This is a genomic window from Paractinoplanes tereljensis, assembly GCF_016862435.1.
Lineage (GTDB): Bacteria > Actinomycetota > Actinomycetes > Mycobacteriales > Micromonosporaceae > Actinoplanes > Actinoplanes tereljensis.
The window spans coordinates 1-17,142 of the sequence record NZ_BOMY01000065.1 but is presented as its reverse complement, the minus strand read 5'-3'; the positions used below and the strand labels follow the sequence as shown (position 1 = coordinate 17,142).

Sequence of the window (17,142 nt, the reverse complement as noted above, 5' to 3'; positions counted from 1 at the left end):
TTGTGCGGGCCATTCTGTGCGGTCCCGGCCCGGCCCGGCCCGGCCCGGCCCGGCCCGGCTCGGCCCGGCCCGGCCCGGCCCGGCCCGGCTCGGCCCGGCTCGGCCCGGCTCGGCCCGGCTCGGCCCGGCTCGGCTCGGCTCGGCTCGGCTCGGCCCGGCTCGGCCCGGCTCGGCCCGGCCTGACCCCGGCTCGGCTCGGCCTGACCCCCGGCTCGGCTCGGCCTGACGCCGGTCCGGCCCGACCCCGACTCGGCCCGGCTTGAGCGGACCGGCCGCAATGCTCGCCGATCTCCCGGACAGCGGTCGCTGTTCTCGGATTGGCCGGTGTCTCTCAGCGCAGCCCAAGCCTGCTTTTCGAACATCGCCGCCATACGGTGGTCCGCTCTCATCGAAAAAGCGATATTCCGCCCAAATCTTCCGCAGGAAGTCTCGCTGAGCTCGACCTTGATGGCCTGCCGTCAGCTCCAAACAGAACTTCCGCAAGGTCAGAACAGGGGCGAGGTGGAAGCGGCCAGGGCAGCGCGCCACCGACGGTCTGTGGAGGTGTTTCATAGGGCTTTCGGTAGTTCGTCACCGTTTGATGCCGGAGCATTCGGGCGTCGCGAGGCTGGTGGCCGGGCGGGTTTCCCGCATCGTGGACCCACGATCCCGCCCTGCAGGCCAGGTTCCACATCGTGGCCGCGGTACCCTGATATACCGCTTATATCCGGCAGCAACGACATGACCAGCGGCGAACTTGTCGACCTAATACCCCGCTCAGCGGTCTACCTTTCCAAGATCTGGCCTTACTGGTGCGGAAGGGGGCTGCCCCTGTCGCGCAAAGCCGCACAACGTCTCAAAACGCCCCCTTACGCTCAAGAAGCTGCCTGCCTGAGCGGCCTGCACGAGAGCGTCCAGCGCGGGAGCGGCCTGGCTAGGCGGCTGTGCTCAGGCGGGTCCAGACGACCTTGCCGTCGGTTACCGGGAGTACGCCCCAGGCGTCGGTCAAGTCTCGCACCAGCCACAGGCCTCGCCCGCCCGGGGCGGAGCGGTCCGGGTCGGCGGGCTTCGGCATGCGCCGGCTTCCGTCGCGGACGCTCATCCGCAGCCGGCCGTCGCGCAAGCCGAAAGTGAACTCCATGCTGGTGTGGGCGTGCCGCACCACATTCGCGACCAGCTCGGTGGCGATCAGCGCGGCGGTGCCGCCCAAATCGGAGCGCTGCCAAGCGTCGCAGCACTCGGTGACCAACTGGCGGACCTGGCGGCAGGAATCGGGGACCGGCCGTAGCCGTACCCGCACCTCCGGCGGGACCGGATCGGCGACGGCCTCGGCCAGCGCGGTCTCGCAGTCGGAGGCGAAGCTCAGTTCGGCGCAATCGGGGGCGGCCTGGATGACGGCGGCAGTCTCGGGGGAGGCCCCGCAGAGCACGATCGGCACGTCCGGCCAGTCGGCGGTCTGGCAGACCACGTCGCTGAGCGCGCTCACCCCGACCGGGTCGCCGATCCGCAGGCCGGACACGTCGAGCAGCAGGCGGTGGGGTTTGGTGGCCAGGCTGTGCCGCACCGCCACCTGGAGGGCGTCGCCGGTCACCGGGTCGAGGGTGCCGCTGAGCCGGAGTACCGCGACGGGCCGGTCCCGGACCGGCCGGCAGACGAGTTGACTCTGCAAATCGTCTCCCCTCAACAAATATTGCCGACCCGTGAGTGAATCCAGTTCCCGCCCCGTTCACCATGCAAACGTCAGACCATCCGCGAGGTGATGCGTCGGCGAGCTAACCTCGGGCACATGTCAGCAGGCCGCGTCGGATTGCGGGCCTTGCTGCCCTATCTACGTCACCATCGCGGCACCCTGGTGGCCGTCGGGGTGCTCTCGCTGTTCGCGGCGGGCGCCTCGCTGGTGCAGCCGGTGCTGGTCCGGGACGTGCTCGACCGGGTGACCGGGCATCGGCCGGTCACCGGGCCGGTGGTTCTGCTGGTCGGTCTGCTGCTGGTGGGGGCCGCGCTGCGCGCCGTCCGCGACTATCTGCTGCAGCGCACCGGCGAGGGCGTGGTGCTGACCACCCGCCGTCGCCTGGCCCGGCACCTCCTGTTGTTGCCGATCGCCGAGTACGACCGGCGCCGCACCGGTGATCTGCTGTCCCGGGTCGGCGCCGACACCACGCTGCTGCGGGTGGTGGTCACCTCGGGCATGTTCGAGATCGTCACGGGTGTGGTGATGGTGGCCGGCGCCCTGATCGCGATGGCCGTGCTCGACCCGGCGCTGCTGGCGGTGGCGCTGGTCGCCCTGCTGATCGGGATGGCGGTGGCGATCTCCGCGTCCCGGCGCACGCGGGGTCTCTCCGAGCAGGCGCAGGCCCGGCTGGGCGAGATGACCTCGGCGGTGGAACGGTCGATCTCGGCGGCCCGCACGATCCGGGCGAGCGGGGCCGAGGAGCGGGAGGCCACCGGCGTCGCCCGAGGGGCCGAGGAGGCGTACGCGGCCGGCATGCGCCTGGCCCGGCTGGAGGCGATCGTCGGGCCGGTGGCGGACACCGCCATCCAGGGCGCGTTCCTGCTGGTGCTCGGAGTGGGCGGGGTGCGGGTCGCGTCGGGGGCGATCAGCGTGGGCAGCCTGGTCGCGTTCATCCTTTTCCTGTTCTTCCTGGCCATGCCACTCGGGCAGGCGCTGCACGCGTACCGGCAGCTGCAGACCGGGCTGGGTGCGCTGCAACGCATCGAGGAGATCCTCGAGGTGCCCACGGAAACGGCCGGCGATTCCACCCGTACGCCGCAAATAACCGCAAGCCAACCGGCGGCCGTCACGTTCGATCGGGTTTTGTTTAACTACCCGGGCGAAAGCCCGGTGTTGCATGATCTTTCCTTCGAGGCGCCGCGAGGGAGCCGGATCGCCCTGGTCGGGCCGTCGGGCGCGGGCAAATCGACGGTGCTCGCCCTGATCGAGCGGTTCTACGAGGTCACCGGCGGGCGGATTCTGGTCGACGGCATCGACGTGCGGGAGATGCCGCGGTCCGCGCTGCGGGCCCGGCTCGGCTACGTCGAGCAGGACGCGCCGGTGCTGGCCGGCACGGTCCGCGAGAACCTCTTGCTGACCCGGCCGGACGCCTCCGACGCTGAGCTGGCCGCCGCGCTGGAGCAGGTCAATCTGAGCAAGCTCGGCCTCGACGTGCAGGTGGGGGAGGGCGGCGTGCTGCTGTCCGGCGGCGAGCGGCAGCGACTGGCGATCGCCCGCACGCTGCTCACCAACGCCCCGATCCTGCTGCTGGACGAACCGACCAGCAACCTCGACGCCCGCAACGAGGCGGCCCTGCGCGACGCCATCGCGTCCGCCGCGACCAGCCGCAGCCTGATCGTGGTGGCGCACCGGCTCAGCACCGTGGTGGATTCCGACCGGATCGTCGTGATTGACGGTGGCCGCGTCGTCGCCGCCGGCTCGCACACCGAGCTTCTCGACGAGAGCCCTCTTTACCGTGAGTTGGCGACCCATCAGCTGCTGGTGTCGTGACCACGCTTTCAGGTAAATGAAGTACCGTAGCCCGCCATGGGTGTGTCGCAGCGGCTCAAAGGCCGGTTCCGCAAGTTTCTGCAGCGTCCGGGCACGACGGTCGACCTGGCGCCGTTCCATAAGCGGCTTCCGGCGATCGATGCCCGTGAAGAGGCGCTCCGCGATCTCGACGACGAGGCGCTGACCGCGGCGGCCTCCGAGGCGAAGGATTTCACCGAGATCTGCGCGGTCGGCCGCGAGGCCGCCTGGCGCGCTCTCGAGCAACGTCCTTACGACGTGCAGCTGCTCGGTGCGATGGCGTTGCTCTCCGGCAAGGTCGCCGAGATGGCCACCGGTGAGGGCAAGACTCTGACCGCGACCGTCGCCGCCTACGGCCACGTGCGGCTGGGCCACGGCCCGGTGCACGTGCTGACCGTCAACGACTACCTCGCCCGCCGTGACGCCGAGTGGATGGAGCCGGTCTTCCGGCTCCTGGGACTGAAAGTCGGCTGGGTCACCGAGGCGTCCACGCCGGCCGAGCGCCGCGAGGCCTACCTGGCCGACGTCACCTACGTGTCGGTCTCCGAGGCCGGCTTCGACTACCTGCGCGACCAGCTGGTCACCGATGTGGAAGACCGGGTGCAGCGCGAGCTGGCCACCGCGATCGTCGACGAGGCCGACTCGATCCTGATCGACGAGGCCCGGGTGCCGATGGTCCTGGCCGGCTCGGTGCTGACCGAGAGCGACCCGGTGCACGAGGCCGCCGACCTGGTCCGCGGCCTGCGCAACGGAAAAGACTACGAGATCGGTGAGGACGGCCGCAGCGTCGCCTTCACCGACGTCGGCCTCAAGCGCATCGAGGAGAAGCTCGGCGGTGTCGACCTGTACGCCGACGACCAGGTCGAGCAGCTGTCCGCGGTCAACGTGGCGCTGCACGCCGAGGCGCTGCTGCGCCGCGACGTCGACTACATCGTGCGCAACGGCTCGGTCGAGCTGATCGACGAGATGCGTGGCCGGGTCGCCCAGCGCCGCCGCTGGCCGGACGGCCTGCAGTCGGCCGTGGAGGCCAAGGAGGGGCTGACCGCCACCGCCGAGGGCGAGGTCCTCGACACGATCACCGTGCAGGCGTTCATCGCCCTCTACAAGACGGTCTGCGGCATGACCGCGACCGCCGTGCACGTCGGCGAGCAGCTCCGGGAGTACTTCAAGCTTGAGGTCGCGGTGATCCCGTCCAACGCCGAGAACATCCGCGAGGACGACGACGACCGCATCTACTCGGCGCACGACACCCGCGACGAGGCTTTGGTCGAGGAGATCAAGCTGGCCCACGAGAAGGGCCGCCCGGTGCTGGTCGGCACCCTCGACGTGAAGGCGTCCGAGTTGCTGGCCAAGCAGCTGGCCGCGGCCGGTGTGCCGTCCAACGTGCTGAACGCGAAGAACGACGCCGAGGAGGCGTCGATCATCGCCGAGGCGGGCGCGCTCGGCGCGGTCACCGTCTCCACCCAGATGGCCGGCCGCGGCGTCGACATCCGCCTGGGCGGTTCCGACGAGGCCGAGCGGGACGCGGTGGTCGAGCTCGGTGGCCTCTACGTGATCGGCGCAGGCCGGCACGACAGCCGCCGGGTCGACGACCAGCTGCGTGGCCGGGCCGGCCGGCAGGGCGACCCGGGCCGCTCGGTGTTCTTCGTCAGCCTGGAGGACGAGCTGGTCACCCGGCACGCCGGCGACGCGCTGCCGCGCTCGCCGCGGATGGACATCGACGGCGTCGTCCACGACGACCAGGTGGAATACGCGGTGGAGCACGCCCAGCGGGTCGCTGAGGGCGTCAACCACGAGATCCACCGCAACACCTGGCGCTACAGCGTCGTCATCGAACAGCAGCGGATCGCCATGGCCGAGCGCCGGGAGCGGCTGCTCACCTCCGAGATCGCCGCGATCATGCTGCTCGAGCGGTCACCGGAGAAGGCCGAGGAGGCCAAGGAGACCGACGCCGACGTGCTGTCCGAGGCGGCCCGGGCGATCGCGCTCTACCACCTGGACCGGCTCTGGGCCGAGCACCTGGCCGAGCTCAACGAGGTGCGTGAGGGCGTGCACCTGCGCGCGCTGGGCAAGCTCGACCCGCTCGACGAGTTCCACCGGGCGGCGGTGCCGGCCTTCCAGAAGGTGTTCACCGAGATCGAGGCGCGCACCATCGCGACGTTCGAGGAAACGGATCTCACCGACGGCTGGGAACCGGAACGATCGGAGATCGTCCGGCCGACCGCGACCTGGACCTACCTGGTGCACGACAACCCGTTCGGCTCCGAGTTGGACCGTTTGATCGCGGCCGTGGGCCGCCGTCTTTCCGGCGGAAACTGAAGCATTCCAGATCCCCGCACAGCCTTAGCTGTGCGGGGATCCTCTTTTTCCATTCGCCGGTGTTGATTCGTGCACATGTGGCGCCGGTCCCAGGTGTTCCTCGTCACCGGCTTGCGTTGCGGCTGTTCGGTAACCTTTAAACAACCTGACAGAATCCGTTCTCAGAATGCATTTCCGTCAGTCCAAGCCGATGTGGAACGATTTTCCCACAGTGTGGTTGCCGTCTTGACCGCACATCGACCGTAGCGGAATTATCTTCCGCGTATTTACGGAGGGTGATCGGTGTATATACGGTTACCGACCATGCAATTTCAGGGGGCTCTCTTCTAATGCCGGTAAGCGCGCTGTCGCCTCGTGTCAACCGCCATGTCACAGGTCCGGGTCGCACTTCCGGACCACGCCGGCCCGCCGATCCCGCGTTGACCGTGACGGTCGCCATTCCACTCACCACCGACGCACTGAGTCCGCAGGCGCACCGCCTGATCGAGGCGGTGCGCGAACTTGTCGAGATCAGCCAGGGCACGATCACGGTCGAACCGGCCGGCCCGGCTCTGCCGTCGCAGGACGGCCCGGAGGTGCGCATCCTGACCGGTTCCCGGCAGGTGCTGCTCGACGGCGAGGTGCTGCCGCTGACCCGGCTCGAATTCGATCTGCTGCTGTTCCTGGCCGAGCGGCCTCGCCGGGTCTTCACCCGCGGTCAGCTGCTGGCCGGCGTCTGGGGTTACGAGCACACCGGCGAGCGCACGGTCGACGTGCACGTCCGCCGGCTGCGCCTCAAGCTCAACGGCAGCCTTCCGGTGATCACCACCGTTTACGGCGTGGGCTACCGCCTGTCCGACGAGGCCCGCGTGGTTGTACTGGCGCACGAGTAACGTGCGCGTTCGTCCGGTGTCCGTCGAGGGACTCGTCGATGAGTTGGTTTCCCACATACTGAGTCGGGAAGCTGACAGTTTCCTGCGAGTCGGTATCGACGGCGCCGCGGCGGCCGACCCGGCGACGCTCGCCGACGCCCTGGTTGACCCGCTGCGGGCCGGCGGCCGCCCGGCCGTACGCGTCGATACCGCCGATTTCCTGCGGCCCGCCTCGTTGCGCCTGGAGCAGGGCCGCACCAACCCGGATTCGTTCTATGCCGGCTGGTTCGACGAGGCGGCCCTGGCCCGCGAGGTGCTCACCCCGGCCGGCCCGGGCGGCTCCGGGAAGATCTTGACCAAATTCTGGAACGCCGGGACCGACCGGGCCGCGCGTGAGCCCTATCACCCGCTCCCGCCCGGCGCAGTTGTCCTGGTGAGCGGCCCGGTGCTGCTCGGCGGCGGCCTGGACTTCGATTTCACGGTGCATCTCGAGTTGACCCCGGCCGCCCTGCGCCGCCGCACCCCACCTGGCCAGGAGTGGACCTGGCCGGCCTTCGAGCGGTACGCCGCCGAGGTCGCCCCGGCAAGCTTCGCCGACGTGGTGGTCCGGCTCGACGATCCCCGGCGCCCGGCTCTGGTCGTCTCACATGAGTGAGCGGACTTGGTGAAGCGAGTCTGTAGCGGAGTCGACCACTGACAGTTATGCTCCGGTTACTTTTTTAGCGGAGACCCAGTTTGGGAACTCCGGCGACGGGTATCACCCGGCCCCACGGTGCGATGGGCCGGCCCACGGGGGACCCGTCGGCAGGGGCAGAGGAAGGGCAGGGGGAGCGCATGCTCGTCAATGGAGCGGTTATCACGGGTAAGGGCGCCACCAAGGGCCGCACGTCCGAGGAGACCGAGCAGATCCGCTCGATCCTCCGAGGCCGGTTCGATGACCTGAACGCCGAGTACGAAACGGCTCTCACCGAGAACCACAAGCTCCGCCTCGTCGAGATCGGCGACGCCGCCGGTGACGACCAGGCCGACAGCGGTTCCAAGACGGCCGAGCGCGACGCCGCCACGTCGCTCCTGCGCACCCTGCTGGACAGGCGGACGCAGGCTGAGCACGCCATGCAGCGGCTCGACGACGGTACGTACGGCAACTGCGAGGGTTGCTCCAACCCGATCCCGGTGGAGCGGCTGGAGGTCTTCCCCTCCGCCACCTCGTGCGTGCACTGCAAGTCGAACCGCGAACGCCGGGCCAGCTGACAAGACGAAGATCGGGTCCGCCGCTTCATCGCGGCGGACCCGCCATTTCCGGGGAAAACCGGGGAGACAGTGGGCGCGATCGAGGTCGGTACGGCCTCCTGGACCGACCGGACCCTGCTGGCGTCCGGCTGGTACCCCGCGTCCGCCGACAGTCCCGAGAAACGGCTCGCCTACTACGCGAAGCAATTCCCGGTGGTCGAGGTCGACTCGACCTACTACGGCCCGCCGGCCGAGCAGACCACGAAGCTGTGGGCGGAGCGCACGCCCAGCAACTTCACCTTCAACATCAAGGCGTTCAGCCTGCTGACCGGGCACCCGACCAAGGTCTCGGCGATCTATAAAGATCTGCGGCCGGAAACCGACAAGAAAAACATCTACCCCGACGATCTTCCACCCCAGGCGTACGAGGAGGTCTGGAGCCGATTCCTGTCGGCCCTGACCCCGCTCGCCGAGGCCGGAAAGCTCGGGGCGCTGCTCTTCCAGTTCCCACCGTGGTTCGGCATCCGCAAGTCCAACAAGGAATACCTGCTCGAGGTCGCGGCCCGCTGCACGCCGCTGCGCCCGGTCTTCGAACTGCGCAACGCGTCCTGGTTCGAGGGCGCCAACCGCAACGAGACCCTCGACTTCCTGCGCAACCACAAGCTGCCGTTCGTCTGCGTGGACATGCCGCAGGGGCACAAGTCGTCGGTCCCGCCGATCGTCGAGGCGACCGCGGACATCGCGGTGGTCCGCTTCCACGGCCACAGCGACAAGTGGACGAGCAAGGATATCCACGAGAAGTTCGGCTACCGGTACTCGCCGGCCGAACTCGAAGCCTGGGCGCCGCAGCTGAAAACCTTAGCCGACAAAACAGACAAAACCCAAGTCTTCCTGAACAACTGCTACGAGGACTACGCCCAGCGCAACGCGTCCGCGTTGATCGAGCTACTGGCGGATTAGAGCTGATCAAGCCGGGGTATGCCCAGGTCTCCACCGCAACAACCACAAGGAGATCGCGATGTCACTCAGCGACGACGACATCACCACCGGCACCGCAGCCGGCGGCGAGGGCCCGGCGGACGGCGGCGCCAACCCGGCCGGCCACGACGGCGGCGCGGACGGCTCGGCGGGCGAGGGCCCGGCCGACGGCGGCGCGAACCCGGCCGGCCACGACGGCGGCGCGGACGGTTCCGCGGGCGGCGAAGGCCCGGCCGACGGCGGCGCGAACCCCGACGGCCACGACGGTGGCGCGGACGGCTCCGCGGTATGACCTTCGAGGCGCCGGGCGGTCACGACGACCGCCCGGCACTCGGCCGGATCGCCAAGATCGAACCGGCCAAGTTCGCCGCCGCGCACTGGGGCCGCGCACCCCTGCTCTGCCGGGCCGCCGACCCGGACGGCTTCACCGACCTGCTGTCCCCGGCCGCCGTCGACGAGCTGCTGAGCCGCCGCGGCCTGCGCACCCCGTTCCTGCGGGTAGCCCAGCAGGGAAAGGTGCTCCCACCCGCGAAGTTCACCGGCTCCGGCGGCGCCGGCGCCGAGATCGCCGACCAGGTGCTCGACGACGAGGTGATGCGCCTCTACGCCGGCGGCGCCACCCTGGTCCTGCAGGGCCTGCACCGCATCTGGCCGCCGCTGATCGACTTCGCCCGGCAACTGGGCTCCGAACTGCGCCGCCCCCTGCAGGTCAACGCCTACCTGACCCCGCCCGGCAGCCAGGGCTTCAGCACCCACTACGACACCCACGACGTGTTCGTACTCCAGGTAGACGGCACCAAGCGCTGGCTCATCCACGAGCCGGTCCTGGCCGATCCCCTGGAGAAGCAGGCGTGGGGCGGCCGCGCCGACGAGGTGGCCGCGACCGCCGCCGGCGACCCGGCCCTGGACGTGGTCCTGGCCCCCGGCGACGCCCTCTACCTGCCCCGCGGCTGGCTGCACTCGGCCCAGGCCCAGGGCACCCGCTCGCTGCACCTGACCTTCGGCATCCGCTCGCTGACCCGATACGCGCTGGTGGAGGAGTTGCTCACGATGGCCGCCCAGGACGCCCGCCTGCGAGCCACGCTGCCGTTCGCCCTGGACGCGACCGATCCGGAAGCGATCGAGCCGGAGCTGACCGAAACGGTAGAGGCGCTGCGCGACTGGCTGGCCACCACGACTCCCACCGAGATTGCCGACCGCCTGCGCGAGCGAGACTGGCCGTCGGCCCGCCCGGCTCCGCTGTCCCCCTTGGCTCAGCTGGACTTCGCCGACGCTCTCACCCCCGCCAACGAAGTCCGGGCCCGCGGCGGCCTGCGCTGGCGCTTGGCCGAGGACGGCCCCGACTACGTCGTACTCCGCCTGACCGGCCGCACGCTGCGCTTCCCGGCCTATTGCGCCGCCGCGCTGCGCCAGGCCATGGCCCCCGAGCCAACCCGGGTAGGCGACCTACTCCTGGACACCGACGACGACCGCCTGACCCTCACCCGCCGTTTGCTCCGCGAGGCCCTGGTGGTCCCGGTTTAACCCTTTTTCCGTACGCGGAGCGAGAAGTCCCGTGGCACTCAGTTCGAGCCAGGCGGGACTCACCCTCCGCGCGCCCGCGCCGGGCGGGCCCGGCGGGCTAACCCATCCCGGCGGCCGCCAGGATCAGACCGGCCGTGGCCAGCCCGGTCACCAGGATCGTGGTGACCGCCGCGACGTCCAGGCCGACACCCCGGCGGTCGGCCACCCGCTTCGCGGCGACCACCGCGAGGATCGGGCAGGCCAGCAGCACCACCAGCGCGACCACCGGCAGGGCGTCCCGCCAGGTGCCGGTCTGGTCGGTGGCGGCGTTCTGCCGCAGCACCCGGAACACGATCGCGCCGATCAGGCCGCCGGCGAACCCGAACAGCCCGAACAGCGTCTTCACCCCGAACGTGATGGGACGGGCCGGTGCCGTGTACTTCACCTTGGTGGCGACCTCGTCCAGATAGTCGAGGGCGTCCTTCTCACTGCGCTGCCGGGGGATCGCCGCGGCCGGCTTGGCTCGGCCGAACCGCTCGGCCACCGGACCGACCTTGTGCACGTACTCCGACCACAGCCCGGCCGCCCGCGCGTCCACCGACTCCATCGTGCGCTGCGCCTCGGCGGCCGCCTGCCGGGCCGTACGCAGCGTCTCGTCGGCCTTGCGGACCGCCTCGTCGGCGGCCTGCACCCGGCCGTCGTGCCAGCGGACCGCCTCGGCGCGCAGGTTGGCCGCCTCCTCCTCCAGGGTGGTCAACCGCCGCAGCACACTGCGATAGGAGGCGGTGTCGAAGTCGGCCGGCTGTACGTCGCTCATAGTTGTCCATAGGGGATGATCACCTCGGTGCCTCGATGCACCGAGCGGTCGAAGTGCAGCGCCCGCCACGGCCGCGGGTACCACACCGGCGCGCCGGCGCCCGGGTAGTACGCGGCCAGCTCGCTGCCGTGCACGTCCAGCGCCACCCACGCGCCGATCGGATCGGTCCGGGACGCGTGCCCGCCGAGCGCGTCGCGCAGCAGCCCGGCCCCGCGCCACCAGCCCAGCACGTGGATCCGCCGCTCCGGGCCCTGCCGCAGGATGGTCCGCAGCTGATCGGCCACGGCCTTGCCGCCGGGCAGCGCGTCGGCCGCGTAGATCATCAGGAAGTGCGGCCGGTCGGCCGGCCAGGACGCGGACGCCTCCGAGGCGGCATCCTCGAGCAGCCAGTCGGCGTTGTCCGCCCAGAACAGCCCGCAGTCGGGCAGCCGCTCGCAGAGCGCCTCGGCGGCCGGCCGGGCGTCCTGGTCGAGGCAGAGGATGGAGAACCGGGCGCCGTCCGGCGGGAACTGCGCGGCCAGCGACACCCCGGCGGTGGCCAGGATCGCGCACGCCTCCTCGGTGCGGGTGCCGAGGATCGCCAGGTTGCGGCCGGGCGCGCGGCGCAGCACGGTGCGCGCCGAGCGGGACGCCACGTCGATGGTCTCGCCGAGCAGCACCATCGGCGCCGCCGAGGTGCCCTCGACCGGGGCGAGCCGGCCGAAGTCGGGGCTCTCGCTCAGCCGGGGGATCACGTCACCGTCGAACAGCCGCGGCGGTCCCTGCCCCTCCGGCCGGCTGCGCCACAGCCGGTGCTGCAGTGCGTTCCACCGGTCCCGGTCGCCGGCCGCCGGCACCCGGACCACCTTGTTGGCCTCGGTCGCGCCGGAGTCCGCGTTCACCAGCGCGTGATAGCGGGGCAGCGACTCGGCGGCGGTGTTGGTCTCGGCCAGGATGCGCCGGGCCCGGGGCAGGGCGATCCGCAGCGAGAACTGGGCGACCAGGGCGGGCCGCCCCCACAGCGCCTCGATGCCGGAGACGTCCTGGGACGCCAGGATCAGGTGGATGCCCTGCGAGCGGCCCCGCCGGGCCAGGTCTTCCAGCAGGTCGACGGCCTCGGTGGCGAGCGAGTCGCGGCCGGACAGCAGCACCTGGAACTCGTCGACCACCGCCACGATCCGCGGCCAGTGCCCGGCCGGGTCCTCGGCCCGCAGCTCGGCCAGGTTGGTCACCTCGTACCGCTTCGCGGCGTCGGCCCGGCGGCGCAGCTCCTCGCCGAGGAACCGCAGCAGCGCCAGCCCGAACTCACGGTCGGTGTTGACGTTGACGCCGACCAGCTGCACGTGCGGCAGCCAGCTGGGATCCCGCCGCCCCGGCGCGAACCGGGCGAACGACACCCCCTCCTTGAAGTCCAGCAGGTAGAAGGCCAGTTCGTCAGGGGAGTACCGGGCCGCGAGCGCACCCATCCACGCGTAGATCAGGTTGGTCTTGCCGGTGCCGGACGGCCCGGCGATCAACGCGTGCGGCGGATAGTCGCTCAGCGTCACGGTCACCGGCACGCCCTGCGGGCTGTCCCCGAGCGGCGCCGACAACCCGGCCGCCGAGCTCTCCTGCCAGATCTCGGCCGGCAGCAGGCTGTCCAGCGCGACCGGGGCCGGCCCGGCGGCCACGGCCTCGGCGATCCGGCGACAGGCCGCCGCCACCACCGCCTGCGGCGGACCACCATCCAGCCGTACGGGTAGAGCGCCCGCACTGCTCATCCGCGCGTTGTCGCCGGGTTGTGCGGTGATGAACTCGATGCCCGGCCCGGCCTGCACCGGAATCCCCTGGATGAGCAGGTGCACGCCGGCCGCGGCACCGGTGCGCAGCAGCCGTTGCAGCTGGGTCTGGTCGGCCCGGTTCAGCTCACTGACCCCGAGCAGCACCGCCACCCGCCACGGTTCCGGCCGCCGGTGCGTGGCGGCGGCGAGTTCCCGCAGCGAGGTGTACTCCCCGGCGAGGACCGTCTCGTTGATCCGGCGCACGTGGTCGACCAGCTCGTCGAGCAGCGCGCTCAGCTCACCCGGCCCGGCGAACCGCAGCACCCCGGCCGGCGCGAGGGTGGCGAACCGGGCCAGCCCGCCGCCCAGGTGTTCCGGGTCGTACCCGATCAGCGAGAGCGACCCGGGCGCGGCCGTGCCCAGCGCCCGCAGCAGCACCCCGGCGACCACCTCGTCGCCGACGGCCCGATCGCCGCGCACCACCACGTGCCCGTGGTCGAGCAGCGGCACCAGGGCCGGCACCTCCTCCGGGTGCGGCAGCAGCAGCCGGCCCACCCGCAGCTCGGGCGCGGTGTCCAGCGGCGACGGCTGCCAGTCGTCCCACGGGTCACCGGCCGCACCGGGCGCGGCCCGGTCGGCGGCCCGCGCCGCGGCCTCGGCGAACGCAGCCAGGTCGTCCCGGCTCTGCTCGTCGATCTCCCGCATCCGCTGGTCGCGGGCCTCGGCGACGTTCTGCCGCCGGGCGATCGCGGCCTGCACGACGCGTTCTCGGCGCTCGATCGCGGTCTCGTAGTCGGACTGGGCCGCGGCAAGAGCATTTTCGGCCGCGCCGAGGGCGTGCGAGAGCCCGGCCCGGATGTCCATGACTTGCTGCGTGGTCGATTCAGACATGGGCAGTCAACGTTTCATTTGGCGTCGGCGGCCTCGGGGCGGCGCAACGGTTCGGGGGCATTCGGGTCGAGCGTGTTGGCATCGCGGCCGAGCCGGGCCAGGAGCACCCCGGTGAGCACGCCGGCCGTGACGGCGTTGTCGGCCGGATGCCCGGCCTGCTGCCCCTGCTGGGCCACCGGCACCCGGCAGATCCGGGCGATCAGGGTGTCGAGCACGGCCGTCGAGGTGCCCGGCAGCAGCGACCGCACCCGGCCGGCGGCGGCCTGCCGGAGCCGGTCCACGTCTTCCGGCCGGGGCTCATGGCCGAGCAGGTCCCCGGCCAGCCGATGCAGCACCGGGGGAGTGACCGCGGACAGCGCCAGTCCGGTCGCGGCCGACGCCGAGTGCAGGTCGCGGCCGAGCCGGGCCTTGTCGCCGGACCGCACCCCGCTGGCCACCCGGCGCAGCAGCTCGGCGGTGTCGGCCTGCGGTGGCTGTTCCTTACCGCCCTGCTCGGGCGCGGGCTCGCCGGTCAGCTGGGCCACCCGCTGATGCCACCAGGGCCCGAGTTTCTCCTTCTCCTCGGGTGGCGGCGCGTCCTGCTGCTTGACCTCGGGCCGTTCCAGGCCGGCCTTCCAGTCCCGGTCGGGCGGCGCGGCCGCGTCCCCGGTAAGCCCGACGCTCGCCAGGTAGGCGGCGATGGCGTCCTGCGCGATCCGCAGTGCCGCCGCGGCCCGCTCGGCCGCCTCGGTGGCGTTGCCCAGCTGCGGCACGCCGACCGGATCGATGGAGGTCTCGCGCACCCACATGAGGATCTCGGTGGCGCTGCGCAGTTTCTCCATCGCGACCGTGACCAGACCGGTGGGAAGCTCGTCGGAGGTGGCTCGAAGCTGGGCGCCGAGTTCCTGGATCAGCGACATCGCGTCAGAGCATCGCCGTGTAGTTTTGCGCCTGCTCGACCGCGAGAGCGGTGGCACCGAGGCACTCTTCCAGCTGCTGGTCGGCCTGCGACAGCGACGAGTGCGCCGAACCGACCACGTCGCTCCCACTGCCGTCGAGCGCGGCGGCCAGACTCTGCTGCGCCTCGCCGAGCTTCTCCCGGGCCGCCTGTATCGCCGCCTGCCCCTCGCTGACCTGCTGGAGCGCGGCGTCGACGGCCGCTTTTACCTCGGCGACACTGGCCACCCGTGCAGCCTCCTGCTGTGCGAAACCCGACTACTCCCGTCAGCCTACTGCCCCCTTCCTGCCTCGCTGTCCGCGCACGCCCGTTTTTGCAGGGGCAGGGAGAGCGCTTGCCCGAAGCATCAACGCCCATCCCTGCCCACAGCCCCGACATGTCCAAGATCCGACCACTGAGTGAACAGGAATGAACCCTGCAAGTGACCACCACCCACCCGGCGGTGCCCGAGCTACAGCGCTAGAAGGCGGCGCAGTCCCTGGTCCACCTTGGCGGCGAGGGCCGGGCCGATGCGACCGTGCCGATGGCCGAACGCGGCCGGGTCGGCGAATCGAATGCGGGTCAGATCGATGGTGCCGCCACCGGCAAGGTCACCGGGCAGCGGCAGAAGGATGCCGGGCACATCTCCGTCGGCGCGGTCGTGAACCAGCACGATGACCGGGTAGGCCCGGGTGTAGATGTCCGCGCTGACGACGAGAACCCGGATCCGCCGGCTCCCGACGGTGTAATCGACGACGTCACCGCGCTTCGGGGTCACCATTCGCCGTTGAACTCCGCGAAGGCCTCGGCATCCGGGCCGGTCAGGGACGCATGCCAGGCAGATGCGGCGGCGACCGCGCGAGTGTCCAGGTATTCCCGGATCGCCTCGGCCACGAAGGCCGACCGGTTGCTCCCGGCGACGGCGGCGTTGAGTTCCTCGCCCAGGTCGTCATCGAGCGTGATGGAGATACTCACGGTCATGCTGCGGACACTACCACCGACACTGTCCGGGATAGGGGCGCCGACAACATCCTTCCTATGACCGACAGCCCGGTTGAGAGCGGCTGGGGATAAGTTCCTCGGATGACGATCATCGGGTTGGTTGGGGCCGGGCACATGGGGTCCGGGCTGGGGTGGGCGCTGCGGGACGGCGGGCATGACGTGGTCACCTCGCTGGCCGGCCGGTCGGACCGGACCGCGCGGCTGGTCGCGGAGGCGGGGCTTCGCGTCGCGGCTCGCCCGGCCGATGTCCTGGCCGAGGCGGCCGTGATCCTGGTGGTCACGCCGCCCGGTGCCGCGCCGGCCGCGGCCGCCGAGATCGCCGCCGACCCCGGCCTGGCGAAGCGATCGGGGAACGTCCGGCCGCTGGTGGTGGACCTGAATGCGATCTCGCCCGGCAACGCCGTCGCGGTGGCCGAGGTGGTCACCGCGGCCGGCTTCGACTTCGTGGACGGCTCCATCTCGGGCCCGCCGCCCACGGTGCGCCCAGGGGCGCGGGTCTATCTCTCCGGTCCCCGCGCCGCCGAGGTCGCCGGCCTGCGCTGGACGCACGCCAAGCCGGTGGTGGTCTCCGACCGCATCGGCGCCGCGAGCGCGGTGAAGATGTCCACCGCCTCCGTCTACAAGGGCTTGATGGGCCTGATGACACAGGCGATCCGGGCCGCGTCGGCGCACGACGTCCTGGCCCCGGTCCTGGCCGACCTGGGCGAGAGCTTCGGCACGCCGTACGAGGTGGCCGTGGCCGCGACCAAGGCCCACCGCTACGTCGACGAGATGCACGAGATCGCCAAGTCCCAGGCCGCAGCGGGCCTCACCCCGGCCCTCTTCGAGGCCTTCGCCGCCGTGTGGTCCGACGTCGCCAGCCGCCCACTCGCCGACGACAGCCCGGAAACGGTCCCGCGCGAAATCACCGCCCACCAGGTAGCCGACGCCCTGTAGCGGCGGGCGCTAAATAAGTACGACCGGCCACAAGTCGGCTCGGTCCGATCAAGCCGTGCCCAAGATGCCCTCTTCCGCCGATGTGAGTGCGCGCGGCGGTAGCGACGAAAAGTCGCTCCCCGAGAATCGGAATCCACACTCCCGCATAGTGCTGATTCGGACGCGATGTTTCCCCGCCATCCTTTCACTGGCGGACGATTCCCGCCATTCTTCGGGAATCGCACCGGACAAATTCGGCGAAGCATTATGGCAATGGCTGCGGCGGGCCTCTGGTGGCAGGTCGGCGGCAGCCGGTGACCCCGTGATGCCGCCAGCGGCGCTGCGGCCGACCGGCCTCGCGGGCCGGGCAGCAACCGGGCCCGAGCCGTGCGACGCCGCCGAACAGCTGAGGCTGTCCGCCGCGTCCCATCCACCCACCCCGGCTGACCGGTCCGCTCCGGCACGCCGACTCGACGCTGCCC

The 17,142-nt window shown here is 71.1% G+C and carries 17 protein-coding genes; 10 read left to right on the top strand and 7 right to left on the bottom strand.

The window, feature by feature from the left end; translation table 11 throughout:
• The first annotated feature begins 2 nt into the window (after positions 1-2).
• On the top strand, positions 3-263 hold the full coding sequence (locus tag Ate02nite_RS47910) for a hypothetical protein (RefSeq protein ID WP_203814695.1): 261 nt from the start codon (positions 3-5) through the stop codon (positions 261-263).
• A 650-nt stretch (positions 264-913) separates the two neighbouring features.
• On the opposite strand, the gene Ate02nite_RS47905 is transcribed toward Ate02nite_RS47910, so the two are convergent.
• Positions 914-1,648 (bottom strand): ATP-binding protein, encoded by a 735-nt coding sequence (locus Ate02nite_RS47905; protein ID WP_203814694.1) that lies wholly within the window; start codon positions 1,646-1,648, stop codon positions 914-916.
• Positions 1,649-1,765: 117 nt separating this feature from the next.
• Between Ate02nite_RS47905 and Ate02nite_RS47900 the strand changes: the two genes are divergently transcribed.
• From Ate02nite_RS47900 to Ate02nite_RS47865, 8 genes are all read left to right on the top strand, one after another.
• Positions 1,766-3,481: an ABC transporter ATP-binding protein gene (locus tag Ate02nite_RS47900; RefSeq protein ID WP_203814693.1), complete on the top strand. Its 1,716-nt coding sequence runs from the start codon at positions 1,766-1,768 to the stop codon at positions 3,479-3,481.
• A gap of 36 nt (positions 3,482-3,517) precedes the next feature.
• Positions 3,518-5,818 (top strand): accessory Sec system translocase SecA2, encoded by a 2,301-nt coding sequence (gene secA2, locus Ate02nite_RS47895; protein ID WP_203814692.1) that lies wholly within the window; start codon positions 3,518-3,520, stop codon positions 5,816-5,818.
• Between the two features lie 329 nt (positions 5,819-6,147).
• Positions 6,148-6,690 (top strand): winged helix-turn-helix domain-containing protein, encoded by a 543-nt coding sequence (locus Ate02nite_RS47890; RefSeq protein ID WP_203814691.1) that lies wholly within the window; start codon positions 6,148-6,150, stop codon positions 6,688-6,690.
• Position 6,691: 1 nt separating this feature from the next.
• Complete coding sequence (locus Ate02nite_RS47885; protein WP_203814690.1) at positions 6,692-7,324, top strand: nucleoside/nucleotide kinase family protein; 633 nt, start codon at positions 6,692-6,694, stop codon at positions 7,322-7,324.
• A 179-nt stretch (positions 7,325-7,503) separates the two neighbouring features.
• Positions 7,504-7,920, top strand: a complete 417-nt coding sequence (locus Ate02nite_RS47880) for a TraR/DksA family transcriptional regulator (protein ID WP_203814689.1) — start codon at positions 7,504-7,506, stop codon at positions 7,918-7,920.
• Between the two features lie 69 nt (positions 7,921-7,989).
• The gene (locus tag Ate02nite_RS47875; RefSeq protein ID WP_203814688.1) at positions 7,990-8,859 is read left to right on the top strand and encodes a DUF72 domain-containing protein; all 870 of its coding nucleotides are present in this window, start codon (positions 7,990-7,992) and stop codon (positions 8,857-8,859) included.
• Between the two features lie 58 nt (positions 8,860-8,917).
• Complete coding sequence (locus Ate02nite_RS47870; protein ID WP_203814687.1) at positions 8,918-9,169, top strand: BatC protein; 252 nt, start codon at positions 8,918-8,920, stop codon at positions 9,167-9,169.
• Positions 9,166-10,401 carry a cupin domain-containing protein gene (locus Ate02nite_RS47865; protein ID WP_203814686.1) on the top strand — a complete coding sequence of 412 codons (1,236 nt, stop codon included), beginning with the start codon at positions 9,166-9,168 and terminating at the stop codon, positions 10,399-10,401. The genes Ate02nite_RS47870 and Ate02nite_RS47865 overlap by 4 nt, the downstream gene beginning before the upstream one ends.
• Positions 10,402-10,498: 97 nt before the next feature.
• Here the strand turns inward: Ate02nite_RS47865 and Ate02nite_RS47860 are convergent, their stop codons facing one another.
• From Ate02nite_RS47860 to Ate02nite_RS47835, 6 genes are all read right to left on the bottom strand, one after another.
• Positions 10,499-11,197, bottom strand: coding sequence for a hypothetical protein (locus Ate02nite_RS47860; RefSeq protein ID WP_203814685.1), 699 nt, complete (start codon positions 11,195-11,197; stop codon positions 10,499-10,501).
• A complete protein-coding gene (locus tag Ate02nite_RS47855) occupies positions 11,194-13,827 on the bottom strand; it encodes an FtsK/SpoIIIE domain-containing protein (RefSeq protein ID WP_203814684.1) in 2,634 nt (877 codons plus the stop codon). Before Ate02nite_RS47855 ends, Ate02nite_RS47860 begins: the two co-directional genes overlap by 4 nt.
• 14 nt (positions 13,828-13,841) lie before the next feature.
• Positions 13,842-14,726: a hypothetical protein gene (locus Ate02nite_RS47850; RefSeq protein ID WP_203814683.1), complete on the bottom strand. Its 885-nt coding sequence runs from the start codon at positions 14,724-14,726 to the stop codon at positions 13,842-13,844.
• A gap of 4 nt (positions 14,727-14,730) precedes the next feature.
• Positions 14,731-14,991, bottom strand: a complete 261-nt coding sequence (locus Ate02nite_RS47845) for a hypothetical protein (RefSeq protein WP_203814682.1) — start codon at positions 14,989-14,991, stop codon at positions 14,731-14,733.
• A gap of 224 nt (positions 14,992-15,215) precedes the next feature.
• On the bottom strand, positions 15,216-15,524 hold the full coding sequence (locus Ate02nite_RS47840) for a putative type II toxin-antitoxin system PemK/MazF family toxin (protein ID WP_203814681.1): 309 nt from the start codon (positions 15,522-15,524) through the stop codon (positions 15,216-15,218).
• On the bottom strand, positions 15,518-15,724 hold the full coding sequence (locus Ate02nite_RS47835) for a CopG family ribbon-helix-helix protein (protein WP_203814680.1): 207 nt from the start codon (positions 15,722-15,724) through the stop codon (positions 15,518-15,520). The genes Ate02nite_RS47840 and Ate02nite_RS47835 overlap by 7 nt, the downstream gene beginning before the upstream one ends.
• 102 nt (positions 15,725-15,826) lie before the next feature.
• On the opposite strand from Ate02nite_RS47835, the gene Ate02nite_RS47830 reads away from it, so the two are divergent.
• Entirely contained in the window at positions 15,827-16,681 is an 855-nt protein-coding gene (locus Ate02nite_RS47830; RefSeq protein WP_203814679.1) for an NAD(P)-dependent oxidoreductase, read from the top strand.
• Positions 16,682-17,142 lie beyond the last annotated feature (461 nt).

Coding starts and splice junctions, on each gene's coding strand:
- Ate02nite_RS47860 (WP_203814685.1), bottom strand. CDS start 11,197: ATGAGCGACGTACAGCCGGCCGACTTCGACACCGCCTCCTATCGCAGT.
- Ate02nite_RS47830 (WP_203814679.1), top strand. CDS start 15,827: ATGACGATCATCGGGTTGGTTGGGGCCGGGCACATGGGGTCCGGGCTG.
- Ate02nite_RS47835 (WP_203814680.1), bottom strand. CDS start 15,724: ATGACCGTGAGTATCTCCATCACGCTCGATGACGACCTGGGCGAGGAA.
- Ate02nite_RS47900 (WP_203814693.1), top strand. CDS start 1,766: ATGTCAGCAGGCCGCGTCGGATTGCGGGCCTTGCTGCCCTATCTACGT.
- Ate02nite_RS47865 (WP_203814686.1), top strand. CDS start 9,166: ATGACCTTCGAGGCGCCGGGCGGTCACGACGACCGCCCGGCACTCGGC.
- Ate02nite_RS47880 (WP_203814689.1), top strand. CDS start 7,504: ATGCTCGTCAATGGAGCGGTTATCACGGGTAAGGGCGCCACCAAGGGC.
- Ate02nite_RS47855 (WP_203814684.1), bottom strand. CDS start 13,827: ATGTCTGAATCGACCACGCAGCAAGTCATGGACATCCGGGCCGGGCTC.
- secA2 (WP_203814692.1), top strand. CDS start 3,518: ATGGGTGTGTCGCAGCGGCTCAAAGGCCGGTTCCGCAAGTTTCTGCAG.
- Ate02nite_RS47890 (WP_203814691.1), top strand. CDS start 6,148: ATGCCGGTAAGCGCGCTGTCGCCTCGTGTCAACCGCCATGTCACAGGT.
- Ate02nite_RS47840 (WP_203814681.1), bottom strand. CDS start 15,524: ATGGTGACCCCGAAGCGCGGTGACGTCGTCGATTACACCGTCGGGAGC.
- Ate02nite_RS47850 (WP_203814683.1), bottom strand. CDS start 14,726: ATGTCGCTGATCCAGGAACTCGGCGCCCAGCTTCGAGCCACCTCCGAC.
- Ate02nite_RS47870 (WP_203814687.1), top strand. CDS start 8,918: ATGTCACTCAGCGACGACGACATCACCACCGGCACCGCAGCCGGCGGC.